19 protein-coding genes and 1 riboswitch are annotated in these 21,289 nt (G+C 41.2%); of the genes, 3 read left to right on the forward strand and 16 right to left on the reverse strand.

The window, feature by feature from the left end; all coding sequences use genetic code 11:
- Positions 1 to 152: 152 nt before the first annotated feature.
- The 3 genes from ABRT01_RS01350 (at position 153) to ABRT01_RS01360 (ending at position 3,259) form a co-directional block, all read left to right on the forward strand.
- Positions 153 to 695: a hypothetical protein gene (locus tag ABRT01_RS01350; protein ID WP_269411605.1), complete on the forward strand. Its 543-nt coding sequence runs from the start codon at positions 153 to 155 to the stop codon at positions 693 to 695.
- A gap of 80 nt (positions 696 to 775) precedes the next feature.
- Positions 776 to 1,522: a gluconate 2-dehydrogenase subunit 3 family protein gene (locus ABRT01_RS01355; RefSeq protein ID WP_269411604.1), complete on the forward strand. Its 747-nt coding sequence runs from the start codon at positions 776 to 778 to the stop codon at positions 1,520 to 1,522.
- Positions 1,523 to 1,546: 24 nt separating this feature from the next.
- Complete coding sequence (locus tag ABRT01_RS01360) at positions 1,547 to 3,259, forward strand: GMC family oxidoreductase (protein ID WP_269411603.1); 1,713 nt, start codon at positions 1,547 to 1,549, stop codon at positions 3,257 to 3,259.
- Between the two features lie 80 nt (positions 3,260 to 3,339).
- On the opposite strand, the gene ABRT01_RS01365 is transcribed toward ABRT01_RS01360, so the two are convergent.
- From ABRT01_RS01365 to ABRT01_RS01440, 16 genes are all read right to left on the reverse strand, one after another.
- Positions 3,340 to 3,729, reverse strand: a complete 390-nt coding sequence (locus ABRT01_RS01365) for an acyl-CoA thioesterase (RefSeq protein ID WP_269411602.1) — start codon at positions 3,727 to 3,729, stop codon at positions 3,340 to 3,342.
- 138 nt (positions 3,730 to 3,867) lie between these two features.
- On the reverse strand, positions 3,868 to 4,467 hold the full coding sequence (cysC, locus tag ABRT01_RS01370) for an adenylyl-sulfate kinase (RefSeq protein WP_269412478.1): 600 nt from the start codon (positions 4,465 to 4,467) through the stop codon (positions 3,868 to 3,870).
- Positions 4,468 to 4,478: 11 nt separating this feature from the next.
- Positions 4,479 to 6,257 (reverse strand): SLC13 family permease, encoded by a 1,779-nt coding sequence (locus tag ABRT01_RS01375; RefSeq protein WP_269411601.1) that lies wholly within the window; start codon positions 6,255 to 6,257, stop codon positions 4,479 to 4,481.
- A 17-nt stretch (positions 6,258 to 6,274) separates the two neighbouring features.
- Entirely contained in the window at positions 6,275 to 7,453 is a 1,179-nt protein-coding gene (gene sat / locus ABRT01_RS01380; protein ID WP_269411600.1) for a sulfate adenylyltransferase, read from the reverse strand.
- Between the two features lie 138 nt (positions 7,454 to 7,591).
- Entirely contained in the window at positions 7,592 to 8,236 is a 645-nt protein-coding gene (locus tag ABRT01_RS01385) for an NAD(P)-binding protein (RefSeq protein ID WP_269411599.1), read from the reverse strand.
- 36 nt (positions 8,237 to 8,272) lie between these two features.
- Positions 8,273 to 9,010 carry a sirohydrochlorin chelatase gene (locus ABRT01_RS01390; RefSeq protein WP_269411598.1) on the reverse strand — a complete coding sequence of 246 codons (738 nt, stop codon included), beginning with the start codon at positions 9,008 to 9,010 and terminating at the stop codon, positions 8,273 to 8,275.
- A 14-nt stretch (positions 9,011 to 9,024) separates the two neighbouring features.
- Positions 9,025 to 9,801, reverse strand: coding sequence for a uroporphyrinogen-III C-methyltransferase (gene cobA, locus ABRT01_RS01395; protein ID WP_269412477.1), 777 nt, complete (start codon positions 9,799 to 9,801; stop codon positions 9,025 to 9,027).
- Between the two features lie 43 nt (positions 9,802 to 9,844).
- Entirely contained in the window at positions 9,845 to 11,578 is a 1,734-nt protein-coding gene (gene cysI / locus ABRT01_RS01400; protein ID WP_269411597.1) for an assimilatory sulfite reductase (NADPH) hemoprotein subunit, read from the reverse strand.
- A 40-nt stretch (positions 11,579 to 11,618) separates the two neighbouring features.
- A complete protein-coding gene (locus tag ABRT01_RS01405) occupies positions 11,619 to 13,457 on the reverse strand; it encodes an assimilatory sulfite reductase (NADPH) flavoprotein subunit (protein WP_269411596.1) in 1,839 nt (612 codons plus the stop codon).
- Between the two features lie 99 nt (positions 13,458 to 13,556).
- The gene (locus ABRT01_RS01410) at positions 13,557 to 14,291 is read right to left on the reverse strand and encodes a phosphoadenylyl-sulfate reductase (RefSeq protein ID WP_269411595.1); all 735 of its coding nucleotides are present in this window, start codon (positions 14,289 to 14,291) and stop codon (positions 13,557 to 13,559) included.
- Positions 14,292 to 14,397: 106 nt separating this feature from the next.
- Positions 14,398 to 14,499: riboswitch (SAM riboswitch) on the reverse strand.
- A 164-nt stretch (positions 14,500 to 14,663) separates the two neighbouring features.
- A complete protein-coding gene (locus ABRT01_RS01415) occupies positions 14,664 to 15,425 on the reverse strand; it encodes an IclR family transcriptional regulator (RefSeq protein WP_269411594.1) in 762 nt (253 codons plus the stop codon).
- Positions 15,426 to 15,531: 106 nt separating this feature from the next.
- A complete protein-coding gene (locus ABRT01_RS01420) occupies positions 15,532 to 16,752 on the reverse strand; it encodes a CaiB/BaiF CoA transferase family protein (protein WP_367746167.1) in 1,221 nt (406 codons plus the stop codon).
- A 108-nt stretch (positions 16,753 to 16,860) separates the two neighbouring features.
- Entirely contained in the window at positions 16,861 to 18,063 is a 1,203-nt protein-coding gene (locus ABRT01_RS01425; protein ID WP_269411592.1) for an acyl-CoA dehydrogenase family protein, read from the reverse strand.
- A 32-nt stretch (positions 18,064 to 18,095) separates the two neighbouring features.
- Positions 18,096 to 19,388 (reverse strand): TRAP transporter large permease, encoded by a 1,293-nt coding sequence (locus ABRT01_RS01430; protein ID WP_269411591.1) that lies wholly within the window; start codon positions 19,386 to 19,388, stop codon positions 18,096 to 18,098.
- Positions 19,385 to 19,918 (reverse strand): TRAP transporter small permease, encoded by a 534-nt coding sequence (locus ABRT01_RS01435; protein ID WP_269411590.1) that lies wholly within the window; start codon positions 19,916 to 19,918, stop codon positions 19,385 to 19,387. Before ABRT01_RS01435 ends, ABRT01_RS01430 begins: the two co-directional genes overlap by 4 nt.
- Positions 19,919 to 19,953: 35 nt before the next feature.
- Positions 19,954 to 21,003, reverse strand: a complete 1,050-nt coding sequence (locus ABRT01_RS01440) for a TRAP transporter substrate-binding protein (protein WP_269411589.1) — start codon at positions 21,001 to 21,003, stop codon at positions 19,954 to 19,956.
- Between the last annotated feature and the right edge of the window lie 286 nt (positions 21,004 to 21,289).

Genomic DNA, 21,289 nt, shown 5'->3' on the forward strand with positions numbered 1-21,289 from the left:
TTTAAACTATATACACAGTATAACACTTAGACGAGTAGGTCGGTTCTCCTATCCCACAATTTTTTTGAACTGTCCCATGTCCCAATGCATAGAAATTAATGGAAAGGACACATTAAATGGTAAGACAATTTTTTTACAAGGGAGGATTTGCAATGAAGCGTACAACCTTAGCACCATTAATCATTTTTGTCGGCGTCCTTTTCCTGTTAACCGGATGTATGAATAATAATAATGAGGGTGCGGCACCTGCAAGGGATAGAGATCAGCGCAATAACGTTGAAGAAATTGAACATATCAATAGCGAAAATAATCGTAATACAACGCCAACAGGTGAAGATTCCAACATTTATGATCTGCCAGATGAAAAAAATCAACATGATCAAGGAATATCTACCCATTTAGAATATCGTTTGGCAGGATCTGATATTCGGGATATTAAGGTGTTTGCCATTGACGATACCGTTGTTTTGGCGGATACCACAGAGAATACCAACAATAACGGTAAATTGGAACAAGCGAAAGGAATCATGCAGGTTTCCTTTGGTGACAAGGTACAAGTGTTAACAACAGCAAATCCAAAGGCCCCGGAATTAATAGAAAGGATCAAACAAAACATTACCGGAAAATCAACCGATTATGCACAATTGGGTAACGATATACAGGCTCTTTTTGAGATGACCGCGGAGAAAGGATAAACCCTGTACCTTGGTGGAAAGAACGCAAAGTTCATACACGATCGAAAAATAATAAAGCCATGATGTAGAGGAGGATAGGCATGAGTGATAAAAATGAGTCTGTGGATCATTCCAGACGAAAATTTATTAAAAACTCCGGAATCGCTGTTGGGGGTGTTGTCGTTGGCGGCGCATTGGGAAGCTTGATACCGCACAAACAAAAAACGGAGCAGCAACAAGCATCCACAGCAAAAAAGCAAGTTAATTACAATGATGCATTGATGTTTTTTACATTGGATCAATTTAAAACAACTGAAGCGGCAACGGAAAGAATTTTTCCAAAAGATGAGCTTGGACCGGGTGCCAAGGAATTGGGTGTTCCCTATTACATTGACCATCAGCTTGCCGGACCGTGGGGTTTGAATGCAAAAGACTATATGAGAGGACCAGCCTATACGGCGGAGGCAACCCAAGGAAACCAATTATTAATGGATCGCAGGGAAATTTTCACTCTTGGACTCAAAGGTCTTGATGATTATAGTAACAAAAAGTACGATAAGAACTTCGCACAGTTATCCGATGATCAACAGGATGACGTATTGGAGGTTTTTGATGCAGCAAAAGAATTTAAACTTACCGGTGCTACAACCAAACAGTTTTTCCAACTGTTACGGAGCATGACCATTGAAGGTGCATACGCCGATCCTTTATATGGCGGAAATAAAAATAAAGCTGGCTGGAAAATGCGTGACTTTCCGGGAAGCCAAACAGGTTATACAGAAACCATTATGAAAAAGGAATTTGTAAAGATCGAACCCAAAAGTTTACGTGAACATATGGGTGGCTAAAACGATGCACAAGGAGTGAACAAATTGACTAAAAAACTGCCAAAGGTTCCAGTCGTAATTGTCGGAATGGGATGGGCCGGCGGAATAATTGCCTCGGAACTAACCAAAGCTGGTATTAAGGTTGTTGGATTAGAACGTGGGAAAGCAAGAAAAACAAGTGACTATTACATGGTTCACGATGAATTGCGTTATGCCCAGCGATACGAGATGATGAAGGACCTATCCAAGGAGACCCTTACATTTCGAAATACAGAGAATATGCGCGCCTTGCCAATGCGTACATATGGCACGTTTTTGGACGGAATCGGGACCGGTGGGGCTGGTTCGCACTGGAATGGACAAACCTATCGTTTCTTACCTTATGATTTTGAAATTGCTACCAAAACGAAAGAAAAGTATGGAAAAAACAAGATCCCGGATGGCATGGATCTTCAGGATTGGGGGATTACCTATGACGATCTGGAGCCATATTATGATACATTTGAAAAAATGGCCGGCATTTCTGGTGAAGAAGTATCCCTTTATGGAAAACGTTCCAATCCTTATCCAACCAAACCAATGCTGAAAACGCCTGTTTTGGAAATGTTCGAAAAGGCGACTAAAAAGCTGGGATATTCCCCATACATGACACCATCAGCAAATTTGTCAGAGAATTACACAAACCCAGATGGCATTGCTCGTGGTGCCTGTCAGTATTGTGCATTTTGCGAACGCTTTGGTTGTGAATATGGTGCAAAAGCCGATCCAGTGGTTACTGTTTTACCAGTAGCAGAAAAAACAGGTAAGCTGGAGGTACGCACCTATTCCAATGTAACTAAAATACTTCATGATGGCAATAAAGCAACTGGGGTTCATTATGTCAATCCAGTTACCCGGGAGGAATTTGAACAGCCCGCAGATGTGGTTGTCTTATCCAGTTACGTATTCAATAATACCAAACTACTTCTTGTATCCAATCTGGGTAAACCATATGATTCTAAAACCGGTCAGGGTGTTATCGGGAAAAACTATTGCTATCAAATAACTGGTGGAAGTACCCTGGGATTTTTCAAGGATAAGTTTAATATTTATGCCGGCGCAGGTGCACTTGGGATGGAGATCCCTGAATTTACCGGGGACAATTTTGATCACTCGGATCTGGATTTTATCCATGGTGCCGGAATTCGCATGTTCCAATATGGAAATCGTCCCATTGCGAACAACGTTGTCCCTGAGGGAACCAAGGCTTGGGGTAAGGAATTTAAACAGACATCGATTAAATATGCCAACAGCTGGCTTAAAGTCGCAGTCCAGGGGGCCAGTATGCCATGGCGAACAAACTATCTTGACCTGGATCCCAATTATACAGATGAGTATGGTGTCCCGTTATTGCGCATGACCTATGATTATACCAATCAAGACCGGAAATTAACCGAATTCATGGCCAAGAAAACCGGCCCAATTATGAAAGAAATGGGGGCGGAAATTACCGAGACCCAAAATAATCTGGAGCCATTGGATATATCCCCTTATATTAACACGCACAATACAGGTGGTGTTATTATGGGAGATGATCCTAACACGTCGGCTGTAAACAAATATTTACAAATGTGGGATGCCGAAAATGTATTTGTTGCCGGAGCCTCCGCATTCCCGCATAACAGCAGTTTCAATCCAACAGGAACACTTGGCGCCCTATCCTATCTTTCAGCGGAGGGAATCATCAAATACATGAAAAACGGCGGTTCATTAGTTTAAGACAGGAGTTGCTTGTTCCATCTTCTTTCCTTGGAAGGGATGGGACAAGCGACTCTTCTATCTTCAAAAATTAGGTCCACTTAATAATAATGGTTTTCCAGTTCCTCTCTGATGCTTCCTGTAATTGGCTCCGATGTTTGCGTTTGCACATTGAAATTCACGTAGGTCACCGTATCTTTTGCACATAATCGCCCATGCTGCCACATTTCTTCATATAATTGTAAACTGGTGTTACCTATCATTTTTACCCAAGTATAGATATGTACGGGTGTACCAAAATAAATTTGCTGTACATAGTCCACGTTCATATTCAAGATGATCATTCTCCAGTGATCAAAGTTATCATCGGGCGTGAACAATTTAAAGATCTCATTTCGTCCCGCCTCAAACCAGACTGGCACCGTTGTATTATTTATATGACCAATACCATCTGTTTCTGAAACGCGCGGTTCGATTATGGTTTGATACATGAACATCATCCTTTACTTCATATCTACTACTATTTCAACAAAACAAAGGAATTTCCTGCTTTATTTCAAAAATATCCAGGAATAGCAGATTAATTCCTATCGGGCAAAAAAATAGAACGGAAGATGCCCTCCGTCCCACTAAATGTATTCGTGATTTTTCAGATAGTTAATGATAAGACCAGTTGATTCTTCTAATGTGTGCTGCTCGGTGTTGATGATGATTTCCGGATTGTCAGGTATTTCATAAGGGGCATCAACACCAGTAAAACCTTTGATTTCACCGGCACGTACTTTTTCGTACAATCCTTTTGGATCACGTGCCTCACATGCTTCCAGCCCACACTTTACATATACTTCGATAAATTCCTTGTCATGAAACAACGCACGAACATTATCACGATCAGCACGATAGGGAGAAATAAACGCGGTCAAGGTGATCAATCCAGCATCAACCATTAAATTGGCCACTTCCCCAATCCGTCGAATATTTTCCTTACGATCTTCCGGGCTAAAGCCTAAGTTTTTATTCAATCCGTGACGCACGTTATCTCCGTCCAGGCGATACGTGTGTATGCCTAATTCGTGCAGCTGCTTCTCCAATGCTACAGAAATAGTTGATTTCCCTGATCCAGACAAGCCGGTAAACCAAATAACTGCACTTAGATGTCCGTTTCGTTTTTGCCTTGCCTCTTTTTTTACCTCAGACTGATGCCAAACAATATTCGTTGATTCTCCCATCATTTTTCCTCCTAAAACCACCAAAAGTACACGATGGTAACAGTAATCACCATTACTAGCAAACTAAGTGGTGTACCTATTTTGATAAAATCCGAAAACTTGTAACCACCCGGGCCATAAACAATCATATTTGTCTGATAGCCAATTGGTGTCATAAAACTTGCCGATGCCGCAATGGTAATCGCAACCGCAAAGCCCATTGGGTCCAGCTGTAAATCCGCAGCCAGCTCCAACCCTATCGGCAGCATAAATATGGCAGCAGCACTGTTCGTAATTACCTCCGTAAATATATTGGTTAACATATACACGAATAACAGAATCATAAATAGTCCGATCGGTTCTCCCACCGCTAATACACCTGTTGCAATCCACTCTGCCAAGCCTGATTTCATGATGGCCATACCAACCCCAAAGGAACTGGCAATTAAAAGCAATACATGAAAATGGATATATTTCTTGGCCTCCCCCACTGTTATCGCCTTGGTTGCCAACAATAATAAAACGGCTAAGGCCATAGCTTTAAACATACTTAATACACTAAACGTAACAAGGATGATCATGAGGAAAAAGATCCCGATCGATAGCCAGCCCTTCCCTGAATTACGTTTGAGCGATTCCGGGATTCCTAAAGACGTTAGAACATAAAAATCATTGGATTGCTGATAGGTTTCCACAAAGTTCTTTCCAGCCAGCAAGAGTAAGGTATCGCCTGGAAGAAGTGGAATATCCCCTATTTTTGATGGGATCCGTTCATTATTACGATGAACTGCGATCACTCCGGCATCGTATTTGGAACGAAACTGATTTTGTTTAATTGATTTGGATAATAATCCGGATTGATGTGAGACAACCGCCTCGACAATCTGGGTGTTCCCATTTTTCAATGCATCCAAATCCGAGGGCTTACCCGTTTTTAGGGCTAACCCTTTCGTCATTTGCACATCAGTCAGAGTTGACATTAATCCGGTGAAAATTAATCGGTCTCCCATTTGAATAATCGTAGAGGAACGGATAGGGAAAATACGCTCTTCCCGACGGATAATTTCCACTAAATTCAACCCCTTTAGCTCCGTTAACCCGGCCTGCTGTACACTTTGGTTCAGATGCGGAAATGTTTCTTCAACGGTTAACTCAGCAATATATTCTTTGGAATCCTCTTTCACTTTTTGCTGCAACCCTTTGTATTCCGGTAATAATCGATAACCAACTGTAAACAGATAAACCAAACCGACAATGGTGATGGGTATGCCTATAACCGTCAATTGAAATAAGGTGTACCCTTCATAGCCATAATCAAGCAGCATGCCGTGAACAACCAGATTTGTAGACGTTCCCATCAAGGTGATCGTACCACCTAAAATTGTTGTGTATGATAACGGAATTAAAAATTTAGACGGCGCGATATGGTGCGCTTCACACCACTTTTTTATCAAAGGGGTAAGCGCCACAACAATAGGGGTATTATTTAAAAAACCGGAAAGCAATGTTGTCGGTATAAAAAAACGTGCCATCGATCCCAGTAAACTGTTACCCTGATCAAGCCAGGATGTAATGAATCTCTCCAGGATGCCACTTTTTTGAATAGCACCAGCAACAATAAATAAAAGCGCAATCGTCAACATGCCTTCATTGGAAAATCCGCGTAATGCTTCCTCAGGAGTTAAAATACCCGTTATTAAAAAAATGGTTAACACCGTAAAAACAATGATTTCCGGTCGGGCGATTTCGAAAAATAACCCGATTAACATAGCAGTTACGATTACGAGCACAAATATCAATTCAAATGTCATAGGGGTCAACCCTTTAGTTAATGTTGTTTTAAACCTTTTCTCAGCACTGCAGCTACTTCAGGACGGGAAAATTCTTTCGGTAATGACTCGCCATTTCGCAATTTTTCCCGTACCTTTGTACCGCTTAGATGAACATGAAACGTCTTATCATGGGGGCATGTTTTTTTCGTTCCCATACTCTCACATTTCGTACAATAGAAAGCATGTTCAAATTTAAATATTTGAATGCCAAGTTCTTCCTCATATTGAGAAATTAATTCCTGTGCCTCATAAGTACCGTAATAATCACCTACTCCGGCATGATCGCGTCCAATAATAAAGTGGGTGCAACCGTAATTTTTGCGGACAATCGCGTGAAGGATCGCTTCTCTTGGACCAGCATAACGCATCGCAGCTGGATAAATAACGAGTCGGGTTCGATCGGCAGGATAATACGTATTCAAAATAATCCAATAACTTTCCATTCGGATCTCAGCTGGTATATCATCAGACTTGGTTTCTCCCACCAATGGATTTAAAAGTAAACCATCGACTGATTCCAACGCACTCTTCTGGATATATTCATGGGCACGATGCACAGGATTACGCGTTTGAAAGCCAACAATAGTTTTCCACCCTAAGTCAGCGAACAACTTTCTTGTTTCCAATGGGTCAAGGTAAAAATCGGCAAATTGATCATGTTGTGGACGTTGCAGCAATTCAATCGATCCAGCCAAATAAACTTCACCTTTTTCATAGACTTTTTTTACACCGGGATGGGCTTTATCTGTTGTACCATATACAAATCTTGCTTCCTTTTCTTTATCATAGGAGTAGATTTCTGCCAAATGAAGAATTCCATAATTCACACCGTCTTCCCCTGCAAGTGCAAGCTTCTCACCAATTGCAAATGCATCTGCCTGTTCTTTCGTCACTGGTAGCGTAATTGGAATGCTCCAAATGGTCCCATCCGCTAACCTCATTTCCTCTACAACTCTTGTATAGTCCTGCTCCCCCATAAAACCAGTTAATGGGCTAAAGCCGCCAATTGCAATAAGTTCCAAGTCAGATAAACTCCAGGCATCCAATGTCAATGTCTTCAGCCTGTGTACTTCATTTACAAGCGTTTCCCGCCTCGACCCAATGACTTCCCGTTGAACAAGCTCACCACCATGGGGAAGAATCGCTTCTTTTGTCTTTTCTTTTGTCAATGTCATGCGATAACCCACCTTTTCCTTATTATCCTTTCAAAAAGCTAATATTCTGGCAAAATAGCATTCAGCTCAACTATCATGGCACCCGTCTTTGGCTAATCGAAATAAAAGACATGTGGAACATGATGTTCTTTTAGTTGTTTACTTCCGGTTCACCCCATCATGTTCCTCCTCTTTTACCAGGTTTTTCAGCCAATCCAGGGTGATGATTTGCTTTTGTTTGTTTAAAAAGCTTTCGTCCATTAATTCCTTTAATAGAAGCGTCCGGACCTTTTGCGTTAGCAACGACCGTTTGATTAGCTGGCGACTCTCATACAAAAAGTCAACATATTCTCCGTAGCTTTTGTCATATATCGTGGCTAGCTTGGTTTTTATTTTTGCTGCCAGAATTGGACTTGCACCATTTGTGGCAATACCGATCGATAATTTCCCTTGCTGTAAGTGAGCTGGAAATTGAACATTCCCTTGTTCAGCATCTGCAGCAGCATTTACTAAGGATGTTTCCGGTACAGCTTTGGTGACAGCCTGATTTACTGTAGGGTTATTTGTGGCAACAATAATCAGGAATGCATGAAGAAGATCGTTTGCTTCAATATGCTTTTGTTTCCAGCTTACGTACCCTTCTTCCCATAACATGCGAACCCCTTCATCTATTTCTGGACTGATCACCGTCATGTATGCCCCACTTTCGAGCAAAAATCGAATTCTTCGCTCGGCAACACGTCCCCCACCAACGATAACGACTTTTTTATCTGTTAAATCAATCATGAAAGGTAGAAAAGCCATTTACCAACATCCTTTTTTATAAACTTGGGTAAACATCTATTTTAGTGACAGCGCCTCATACACACGCTGTTTAAGTCCCTGTTTCATAGTCGGATGATCCCCAAGTTGTCGACAAACGATAATATCCGTCTTCGGATTTGTTCGTTCCCGTGCTTTCTCCTGTATTGAACGCATCAGCAATCCGGTAAACCATAAATAAGGAACAATGAACAGTTTGGAAAACCCTTCTTGCAATGACACATGAAGCTGTTGCTCAAATGAAGGTTCGCATGCGGCCAAAAAGCAATAATCTACTTGTACAGCAGGCATGCTTTTTTGCAAGTTTGTCTTAACCTGGCTGATATCCTTTTTTGTTTGGGGATTGTGACTGCCACGCCCAACAACCAGTATTTTGGAATCCTCCCTAACCGATTGACCTGTTTCCGCAATGCGTTCCAGCAAAATTTGAGTAAAGCGATTCTGCACCCCCAATGGCTGCCCATAGGTAAAGGTGATGAAAGGATACTTTTTCCTGATCTCAGTAAGCTCGGCTGGTATATCTTTGTAATAATGACCAGCACTTAAGAGCAGAACCGGAACCACCGCTATCCTCGATGCTCCATGATCCACGAGTTTTTCTACTCCCTGTTCCATATTTGGCTCCGCGAGTTCCAAGAAGCAAATTTCCTGAAGCGGTACATCCACTTGTTTGATGACGGCTGAAATACAGCTAATCGCCTCAGCAGTCGCTTCAGATATTCGGCTGCCATGGCTGACATACAGTACTCCTTGCATGCATATTCCTCCAATTAACCGATGACCGCAGACACCGAAAATTCATTTTCTACCGACAGTTGTTCAAACCATTGTAGTTGCTCCCGTAGTTTGACCACCTCGCCGATAACAATCATCGCTGGATTTTTAATCGTATTACCCCTTTTTGTAATGTTGCCTAATGTTCCAGTTACCGTTTGCTGCTGTTCTGTTGTTCCACAGTGTATTAATGCAACAGGAGTATCCGCCTGACAGCCATAACGAATCAGTTTACTGCAAATAAGTGGCAGATTCTTGACGCCCATATAGATACAAAGGGTATCCACTCCTTGAGCTAGATGCTCCCAATACTTTTCCGAGGCTTCAAGGCTTTTGTTCACGCCGGAAATAAACGTTACCGATGAGCTGTAATCCCGATGCGTTAATGGAATACCGGCATAAGCTGGTGCCGCTGATCCCGATGTAATCCCCGGGACAATTTCAAAGGCAATTCCATTCGCATGTAAAAACGCTGCTTCCTCCCCGCCTCTGCCAAAAATAAACGGATCTCCACCCTTTAACCGGCTGACAACTTTACCTTGGCTTGAAAATTGATAAAGCAAGTCATTGATCTCCAATTGGGTAAGCGAATGCTGATTAGGCCCTTTTCCGCAATAAACAAGTTCCGCTTCATCTGCAGCATGGGTTAAAAGTTCTGTATTCACTAAACGATCATATAAAGTAACATCTGATTGCTGAAGTGCTTTGATTCCTTTGACTGTAATCAAATCCGGATCACCGGGACCCGCGCCTATCAAGTAAACTTTTCCCATCATGTCCACCGATTCTCCTCCCGTATGTGCTTGAGCAACTTCATTATTCCTTATATTGGTTGGTTGCATGGAAATCACGTCCATCTGTTACTTTATCTACATAACCGGCGCGGATCACATAATCACCAAAATGTTCTCCTTCATAACGATTGTCAGCATAATCAGTTAGGATGGTACGGAGGTTTTCCAAAATTTCTTGCTCCCCGATATTTTCTCGATAAAGACGATTTAAACGGTCGCCGGTAAAACCACCACCAAGGTACATATTATATTTTCCCGGTGCTTTCCCGATAAAGGCGATTTCCGCAAGCGCGGGTCGTGAACAGCCATTGGGACATCCTGACATGCGAATAACAATTTCTTCTTCCCGTAAACCGACCTCATCCAAAATTTCTTCTATCTTCTCAAGCAGAGCAGGCAAATACCGTTCCGACTCAGCCATGGCTAAACCGCATGTTGGGAAAGCAACACATGCCATGGAATTCCGTTTTAATGCAGAGTGTTGTTTTCCATCTGTCAATCCATATTTTTTTACCAGTTCATTGATTTCCTCCAATTTTTCATTCGCGACATTGGCAATAATCAAATTTTGATTTGCAGTAAGCCGGAAATCTCCAGTATGAACTTTAGCAATTTCTCTTAATCCAGTCTTGAGCGCATAATCATCCGTATTCTTCACACGACCATTTTGCAGAAATAACGTTAGGTGCCATTTACCATCACCCTTTACCCAGCCATATCGATCCCCATTACGAGCAAAATGATAAGGATGTGCGGCCTCTAATTCCCAACCGAGACGTTCAGTTAACTCAGTCTTAAACCAATCCAGACCATGGGCGTCGATCGTATACTTGAAACGGGCGTTCTTCCGATTCGAGCGATTACCATAATCTCGTTGAATCGTCATGACTTTCTCCGCTACCTCGATGACATTATCCTTTGAACAAAAGCCAATCACTTTTGCAACCTGTGGATATGTTTCCGGTTCACCATGGGTGCTTCCCATACCACCGCCAACCGCTATATTAAATCCTATTAATTTTCCGTCTCCCAGGATCGCAATCAGTCCGAGATCCTGTGAAAACACATCAATGTCGTTGGATGGTGGAACCGCTAAACCAATTTTAAATTTTCTCGGCAGGTAAAAGCGGCCATACAATGGTTCGATATCCTCTTGCTCTTTGGTATCAACCACTTTCATCTTATCCAGCCAAATCTCGTGGTAAGCGTTTGTTTTTGGTGACAAGTGTTCACTGATTTGTTGGGAAAGCTCGTAAACTTCTTTATGAACTGCAGATTGATACGGATTCGGGTTACACATGACATTCCGGTTAACGTCACCACAAGCAGCCAAGGTATTCATCAATGCCTCATTCACTTCTTTGATCGTCTGCTTTAGGTTCCATTTTAGAATCCCATGCATTTGAAATGATTGCCTTGTCGTTAATTTCAAAGTGTCATCCGCATATTTGGTTGCTAAATCGTCCATAACCAGCCACTGTTCAGGCGTTGCGACACCACCTGGGGCTCGCACACGTAACATGAATTGGTAAGCCGGTTCCAGTTTTTTACGACGTCGTTCATCCCGAATATCCCGGTCATCCTGCTGGTAGCTTCCATGAAACTTTAACAGCTTCGTATCGTCATCCGATATAGCCCCTGTGATTCGATCCGCCAATCCTTGTTGAATCGTCCCCCGTAAATAGTTACTTTCATCCTTTATTCGTTCCAGATCACTCGGTGGCCCATCCTGTTTAAATGAATCATACGCTGCCATCGTCAAGCTCCTTCCCTTTTTGTCTTCTATTTCTTGCTCACTAATAGACATCCCGTTGATACCGTTTCTGCTGTCGCATTTCTTTCAAGTACTGTTCGGCTTCCTCATGCGTCATACCAGCTTCTTGTTCCACAATAGTGATTAGCGTTTGGTGAACATCCTTTGCCATTCGCTTTTCATCACCGCAGACATAAACGTGGGCACCTTCCTCGAGCCATTGATAAAGATCCCGGCTATTTTCCAGCATCATGTTTTGCACATATACTTTTTCCTTGGAATCACGTGAAAATGCGACATCCAATCGGGTTAGGTAACCTTCCTTCAACCAGTTTTGCCATTCGACTTGATAAAGGAAGTCACTAGTAAAATGTTGATCGCCAAAGAATAACCACGTTTTCCCTTTTGCTTCTAACTCTTCTCGTTCTTCCATAAAAGCCCGGTAAGGCGCGACTCCCGTACCAGGTCCAACCATAATCACGGGAACATCTGGATCGGCAGGAAGCTTAAAATTCGGATTATGCTGAATATAAACCGGTAATCGATCACCAGGTTCCAATCGTTCAGCCGTCTGAAGCGAACAGACACCAGCTCGATCGCGATTATGGGCATGATAGCGAACCGTTCCAATCGTTAAGTGAACTTCATCCGGATTTGCTTTATGGCTGCTTGTAATCGAATAAAGTCTTGGTGGTATCTTTCTAAGAATCTGTACAAATTCGCCTGGTGTCAGCTCCCGTGTTGGCGGAAAGTCATTGATCAAATCAAGCAAATCCCTGCCAACAAGATAATCTTTCAACGTTTCCTCCTGCCCTGGTGCAACTAAATCCACCAACTTATCATTTCGGAAAATCTCCGCCGCTTTTTGCATGAGTGGTTTTGTCAGACAGGTAATTTCCAGGTTTTTATGCAATGCATCATAAATCGAACGAATATCACCTTTTTTATTTACCGGTACAGTTTCTTCAGGATCCCAGTTCATCTCGTGGATCAGTTGATTTACCAGAATTGGATCGTTTTCCGGGATGATCCCTACACTATCACCCGGTTCAAAGGAAAAATTAGACCCCTCCAGTGATAATTCCAGATGACGCGTTTCTTTATTTGATCCGCGACCATTCAAATTGAGATTTTCCAAGATTTCTGCCTGAAATGGATTAGTTCTGGAATAGGTTGGCAGATCATGTTCTTGTGTTTGACTCCCCACCTGTTGGGTATGTGCATCGTCCGATTGCGGAACGGCTTTTTTCGCTTCACACACTTTTTCTAATACACCGTTTATCCATTCTTCTGCGGGTTCATCAAAATCAACATCACAATCAACCCGTGGATGAAGTCTTTCCCCACCTAACTCCTCCAACCGTTTATCAAAATCTTTCCCTGTTTGACAGAAAAACTCATAGGACTGATCCCCCAAGGAAAGTACCGAAAAACGCAAATCCTTTAGTTTCGGTGCTTTTCTGCTAAACAAATATTCGTAAAAGGAAACGGCATTATCTGGAGGATCTCCTTCTCCATGCGTGGCTGTCACAATCAGCAAGTCTTGCACATTCTTCAACTTTTTTACTTTAAAGTCATCCAGGGCCGAGCAGGTTACCTTAAAACCCTGCCCCTCTATTTTTTTAGTTAGCTCCTCTGCCAACGTCTGCCCATTACCGGTCTCGGATCCGAATAAAATGGTTACTTCTCTTAAAGCGGGTTGGTCGATATTGGTTGGTGCTTGCTCCTGATTTGGCACCGTCAACCCGTTTTGTACTGTCAGAGAAGCTGCCAAATATCCGCTCAGCCAAACTTTTTGCGTCTCTGTCAAGGTTGGAAGCAGACGTTGCAAAATATCGGTTTGTTCTTGACTAAATGGGCTATTGTTTACTTGTAATTCCAAAACAAATTCACCTCACAATAAACATAATTATATTTATTAAATGTATCGCTTTACTAAGGTTTAAAACAAACAGTGTCATTAGCCATTATATCAATAAGGTTACTGTCCGTTACTGCCTGGCAAATGCAATCCACACTCTGTTTTATTAAATCCTTGCCATCTGCCTGCTCTGGGATCATCAGAATCCGTTACTCGTGACGTACAAGGAATACAACCAATGCTTGGATATCCCTGATCATGTAGTTCATTATATGGCAAATCATTGTTTTTGATATACGCCCATACATCATCCCACGTCCAATGAATAAGCGGGCAAATCTTAATTGACTTGAAACGTTGATCCTTATTCACAAAATCAGTATGTTTACGACTTGCCGACTGCTCCCTGCGAAGACCGGAAATCCATGCAGGAGCGCCTTGTAAAACATCTTCCAGTGGTTTTATTTTCCGAATGAAACAACATTGATCCGGATTTCGTGTCCATAAGGCAGAACCATACTCCGCCGCTTGTTCTTCCAACGTTAGCTCTGGCTTTTTTAATTCAATGCGAAGATCGGGATATTTACCTTTTACCTTATCAATCAAATCATAGGTTTCTTGAAAATGAATCCCTGTATCTAAAAAAACAACGCTTGCATCTTGTTTCACCTTTGAAATTAAATCAATTAATACAATCCCCTCAGCACCAAAGCTACAAGCATAAACAACACCATCTCCGTATGAATCGTAAGCCCATTGTAAGATTGGAGATGCCCCTTGTGTCTCGTCAACCGGGTGAAAATCTTTAAAAGGGTCACCAGGAAAATTGTCGTACGTAATCGGGGACTTTTCCATTTATCATCCCTCCATAATAATTTGAGGTGAAAGTCGTGTATATAACCAGCCCCCCTCCAGCTTTGGAAGAAGAAGGGGGCAGAACTTAAATCCTAACCTAGCTCCCTTCTTATCTTTCAGACTATGTCTGCAGGATTTGGCACAGTGTTTCATACAACCTGTTGCCGAAGCTTCACCGGGCCTTTCCCTCCACCTCTCATGATAAGAAAACTTAAAATCAAACTAACTTTATAGGAATTGTATATTATTGAAAAAATGATGTCAATACTTATTTGAAAAATGGGCTTTAGGACACATAAATGTTTCTTTTTCCAATCTCTGTTCTGTAAAAAATAATGGGGCAGGAAATCCGATCCCCTGTCCCATCTATACTTAGTCTTGCTTGTATCCTAAAACATAAGAAATCTTAGCCGCCCCTTCCATCACTTTTTTTGCTACTTTGTACTTTTGCTTTTCATCATAATGATTTAAAGGAATAACACAAGTAATACAACCAATCACCTTTTGTGTCGAATCAAAAATTGGAGCGGCAGTACCTGATGCACCCGCCAATCGCTCACCTAAAGTAATCATATAGCCTTGTTCGCGTATTAGCTTTATTTCATCACAAATTTGTTCCTGTTCATCAATGTCAACCGCCTCTTTTTCAAAAATCCTCTGAATTTCATCATCATCCAAGTGAGCCAATACGACCTTTCCGCTTGCCGCAATATGGATAGATTGCAACACACCGATTTCCAGAACATATTGCAAAGGATTTTGGCTGTGTACGCCCTCAACAAAGGAAATCTTCCTATGCTGTGGATGATATAGTCCTAAATAGACAGATTCAGTAATCGTGGATGAAATTTCCTCCATGAATGTTCTGGCAACCTGTTTGATTTCTACTTGTGACGATATAATGGAAGCCATTCGAACGAGTTCGGGCCCAATGGTGTATTTTCCGGTTTGGGCGGATATACCTAATATGTTTTCATCTCTTAACGTTTTTAGATTACGATGCAAGGAGCTTACCGGTATTTCCAGATAACGTGCCAGTTCGTTTACTCCCCAGTCTGATTTTTCATCGGTAAATGCTCTGATGATTGCAAAAGCTTTGGAAATGACATTTGGATTAAAACGTGAATTCACCATATCGTACTCCCCCCCCCATATTAATAAATATTATGGGCTAGAAAAAAGGAACTTTCAACCAAATAGTCGTAGTGAACTGACCTGCATCTACTGGCCTCCTTTACCCCTAAATAGCCCCTTCTTCTTTTAATTGATCTATATCTTCTTTGGAAAGACTCATCTCTTGCTGCAAAAATAGTTCAGTGTGTTCTCCCAAAAGTGGGGGATGTTTTTTAATCGAAATTGGCGTTTTAGAAAAAATGACTGGATTTCGCACTAATTTCACCTTACCCAAAGTAGGGTGTGGTATTTCTTCAACCATTTTTCTTGATTGAACTTGCGGATGTTCAAACACCTCTTTTACATTATTGACCGGACCCGAAGGCACTCCTTTTTCCGAAAGTAGTGTAAACCATTCATTTGCATCTTTCCAAACCATTATTTTTTGTATCTTGTCTGTTAATTCTTCCCGATTTTGAATGCGTTTGGCATTTGTTTTAAATTTAGCCTCTTTACTCCATGAAGGCATGCCAAGTATTTCGGAAAACTTCTGAAACTGCCGATCATTCCCGCAGGCCACCATGAGAGGTTTATCCTTGCATTGAAATACCTGATAGGGAACAATATTGTTATGATTGTTCCCTACTCTTTTGGAAACATTCCCCTTCATTAAATAACTACTCGCGACATTTGCTAGAGAGCTAACTTGCACATCCAATAAAGAAATGTCAATCTGTTGACCTTCACCGGTTAAATCTCTAATCCTTATTGCTGAAAGAATACTAATTACTGTATATAATGAGCTCATAATGTCTACTACTGGCAGCCCGACACGTGTTGCTTCTCCATCTGGTTGACCAGTTACATCCATTAAACCGCCAACCGCCTGCAAAACCGGGTCAAAACCAGGTTCTTTAGCAAAAGGACCTGTTTGACCGTATCCAGTGACTGAGCACATAATTATTTTTGGATTGACCTTTTCCAAAGCAGAATACGCTAATCCTAAACGCTCCATCGTACCTGTTTTAAAATTTTCTATTACCACATCAGCATTTTTGACAAGATCTAAAAAAAGTTTTTTTCCCGACGCCTTTTTTAAATTCAATGTAATCGCTCGCTTATTACGGTTTGCCGATAGATAGTATGTACTTTCATTATCAACAAAAGGCCACCAATCACGAATACTATCGGTACCTCCTGGCGCTTCCACGCGAATCACATCGGCTCCTAGATCACCCAGTATCATCGATCCAGCCGGTCCCGCAAAAACCCTCGACAAATCAAGAACCCTTATATCCTCCAACGCTTGCTTCATTGTAAATTCCTCCTTATCTGATTGGGACAGCATATATCTAATGGAATAGTTCAGTTCGACGTTGTCTCTCCCCCTGTCCCACCACACACTCCATGTAAACGTTTTGGCAACAAAGGAAACATTTCTTGTCCACGTCCGACTCTATTGCAAATCACTCGCTAAATGAAACCGCCGTGGAATTTTATGCCGATTTGCATCCTTAATTCCCAATGCATCTTCCGCGATGAGGATTCGTTGAACATTTGGTGCACCTTCGCCCATGTGCAACATATTCGCATAGTTCATATACTTCATGATCGGATACTCGTCAGTCAAGGCATAACCACCAAAAATTTCATAGGCAGCACGAGTTGCTCGTGTTGTAATCTCGGAAGCAAAATATTTGGAATGTGCACTTTCTCGGGTTGCTGATTCACCTTTATCTTTTAAATAAGCACTTTTGTAAACTAGCATGCGAGCCGCTTCGACTTCGACTACCATATCGGCGATCAAGTGCTGAATCATTTGATAGTTTCCGATGGCATTACCCTTAAGTACGCGGGTATTTGCATAATCAATCGACAATTCCAAACACCCTTGCGCAATTCCCAATAGCCTGGCAGGGACTGTTAATCTTCCATAATCCAGTGCATTCATCGCAATTTTAAACCCTTCACCCTCTTTACCAAGCAGATTTTCTTCTGGGATTCGATGATCCTCTAAAAACACTTCACAGCTGCGCATCATATAACCTAAACCGCTCATCTCAATTGGGGTAGCCGAAAACCCTGGGCGGTCGGTTTCAATGATGAATGCGGAAATGCCTCGATGACCTGCATCAGGATTCGTTTTTGCAAATAACACCCCATAATCCGCTTCATTTGCAAATGTAATAAACACCTTTGAACCATTAATCACATATTCGTTACCATCTTTTACAGCAACGGTTTTCATAGAACCTGCTGCATCCGACCCACCACCGGGCTCAGTGAGTGCGAACATACCGATTTTCTCTGCGGCTATCAAACTTGGCACATATTTTTGAATCTGCTCATCTGATCCCCAATTTAAAATAGTAAACGGACAGGTCATGGATTGCATATTGAATGCATATCCAAGCGCTGGGTGAGCCTTAGAAATTTCCTCGCAAATAATCGCTAAATTAACAAAACCCATTTCTGACCCGCCCACTTTTTCAGGAAAACAGGATCCAAAATAACCTTGCTCCCCCATCTTCCGTAAAATTTCTTTTGGAAACCGATGATTTTGTTCAAATTCTCCAATAACAGGTTTGATTTCCCTTTCAGCAAAAACTTTGACTGAATTTTTGATAGCCAAGTTTTCTTCTGTTAGATTAAATTCCATATGTAACCTCTCCTCTTATTAAAATAAAATATTTATTGATCCATCGTAGCCGGTAACCAGGTTGCAATAGATGGAACTAGCATCAGTATAATTAAAATAATTAAATCAGTTACAACAAACCAAAACACACCTTTAAACGTTTCTGTTGTTTTCACCCCTGCTGCACCTGAAGCAACAAATACGTTCATTCCTACAGGCGGTGTTACCAAGCCAATTTCCGCTGCTTTGGTAATTATAATGCCAAACCATATTGGGTTAAACCCGAGTGCTGTAATAATTGGGAACGTTATCGGTACCATTAAAATCAAGATTGCCATTTGATCAAGAAAAAACCCTAATATCAAGTAAACGAGAACAATAATGGCTACGATGAAGTATTTGGAAACCTGTAACCCTTCTACATACGTTACTAAGTTTTGGGTAACTCCGGTAATCGTTAAAAAATAGCCAAATATCATGGCACCGATTACAATTGTCAATATCATTGTTGTTGATTTTATCGTTTCTATTAATACCTTATTACACAATGTAATCGAAAACCTTCGCATCGCAATAGCAATCAAAAAGACAACAAAAGCTCCGACAGCACCTGCTTCGGTTGGGGTTACAATCCCTGTATAAATAGTCCCAATTACAATGGTAATTAATAGTAAAACGGGCCACGTGTTTTTTAAAGATTTAAAACGGGCTTTAATAGGAGTTTTTTCGTATATATTTGGTGCCACATTTGGTTTGAACTTAACCCATATCAAAATTGTTACGATATAACCTAATGCTGTAATAATCCCTGGGATAACGCCTGCAATTAAAAGTGAAGCGACCCCAACCTCTGAGAGAATGCCATACATAATTAGTATGATACTAGGAGGAATGAGTACTGCCAGCGTACCTGAAATGCTAACTACTCCCATTGCAAAAGAAGTACTATATTTATATCGCTTCATCTCAGGATAAGCAGCCGATGCCATCGTAGCGGCAGAAGCAGTACTTGAACCACTTGTCGCCCCCATACCTGCACCAGCAAACACCGTTGCAATACCTAATCCACCCGGTAAATTTCCTAACCATTTATTGGCTGTGTAAAACAAATCCTTCGTTAAGTCACTTACAGTCATAATTGCTGCCATCAAAATAAACATGGGAATCGCACTAAGTACAAAGCTCTCTATACTATCATATGGTGCTGTCTTAATTACTCCGAAAAAAGCTTCCCAGCCACTATTAAGAATTAAACCTATTGAACCAGAAACACCTAATGCAAAAGCAATAGGCATCCCAAATATCAGAAAAATCAACAGTAGAACAATGGGAATAACGACAGTCATAAACCCTCTCCCTCCTTTATGAACTCTTCTTCTTTTTGTTTTCCAAAATGGGCTAAAATAGGTTCCATAAATTCAAGAAGTAATCGTAGTGTGAATAAAAAAGCACCGATGGGAACCCATATATAGGAAAGCCAGATCGGCCAAGGAATAAGACCAGTTCCCACAATATTTTGTATCCAGACCTCATAAGTCATCGACATTCCTTGATATCCAATAGCAAACACAAATGCAGCCTCTAATAACAGATGAATTAAATTAACAACATTGGTAACCTTTTTTGGCAACCTTTCAATTAATAAATCCAATCGGATATGACCGTCGATCTTCATCACATAACTCATACTTAAAAATACGGCTGCGATCATCAAGTATCGTTCGGTAAATTCATATGTACCAATGATCGATTGATTAAGTACATACCGGCTTGTAGCATCTACTGTAATTAATAGCATCATAATAAAGATAGATATTTGCGCGAGAAATAGGGAAAGACGTTCCAGTTTTTCAAACACATGTATTACTTTTTCCATAAATCCACCCCATTTTTTTAATTCACCATTATTAACTACTTGGTAACTTCCTTCCTTATTTCTTTGAATAACCTTACAACCTTTTTCCCAGGATAACCCCTTTCTTCCAAATCATTGGCCCAACTATTCCAGACAGATTCGATCTCCCGGTTAAGTGTGGACAAAGTCTCATCGTCAAGTTCGTACATCTCCATACCATCTTGTTCAAATTCCTTTATTAATTCTTCAACATGGTCATCTAAGTATGAAGAAAAGTGTTCAATCGTCTCTTCTCCCGCTTGATTCATCGCCTGCTGAACATCTCTCGGAAGATCTTTGTAAACCCTTTCATTAATGGAATAAGTAGCGACAAAGCTTCCCATATTTGCATTTGTAGTTGAATATTTTGCTGCTGTCTGTAATTGGTAAGGTTTGTAACTTGTTACCGCAATTGCAGCCCCGTCAATTGTTCCCCTTTCCATTGCCGTAAAAATTTCTGGAGCGGCCATTGATACCGGAGATGCCCCTAATGCATCAATTCCAATCTCCAATGGGCCAACAGGCGCTCGTAGCTTTAGTCCTTGTAAATCTTCCAGGCCCGTAATCTTCTTTTTGGCAGTTACAATTTGATAATGGGGCAATGTAACCGCAAACATTGGACGAACGCCATTTTTCAAATACTCTTCGTCCAGCAAAAATTTATTAACAAGCTTCCAATATATTTGGGAACCTTCCTTTGATGAAGGGATCGCTCCCGGAAGTGTTGCAACCTCGGACAAGGGCATTTTTTCGGTAGCGTAAGAAGTGTATGCAATATCTACGGTGCTGGAATTCGCTAATTCTAATAAACTAGTTGCCTTCCCAAGCTGTTCCGAGGGAAAATATTGAAACTTTATTTGCCCATTAGTAAGCTCTTCCACACGATCCATCCAGTACACAATTCCCTCTTGAGAAATAAAATTTGTAGGTGGCACTGAGTCGGCAACCTTTAACGTAATAACGTTATCTTGATCTGCTTTCGCCACACTTTGGTCAACGTTATTACAACTTCCCATGAAACAAATTAAACCAAGTAAACCTGCATAGATAAAAATTTTCCGTATCACTACCGTCCCCCCTGTAAAAAATGAAATTCTAAACAATCGTTCCCCGCTTTTTCAATTAGCCTCCGTCGGCAAACGCTTACATATATGTCATCTAAGCGTATGCTATTCCGTTAAATTGAATATAACATATTTCCGATAATTACGTCAATACAAATTAATGTCAATTTTCCATAACTGGTTAGTCCAATAATTAGAATAATTTAATAGATTTCAAGCATCACGTCATTGCTTTTTCGGCAAGAAATATGTAATATATCAAATGAAGACGTTCGATTCTTCTGTTCAC

It is taken from the genome of Lentibacillus sp. L22, from assembly GCF_040812445.1.
Taxonomy (GTDB): Bacteria; Bacillota; Bacilli; order Bacillales; family Amphibacillaceae; genus Lentibacillus_C; species Lentibacillus_C daqui.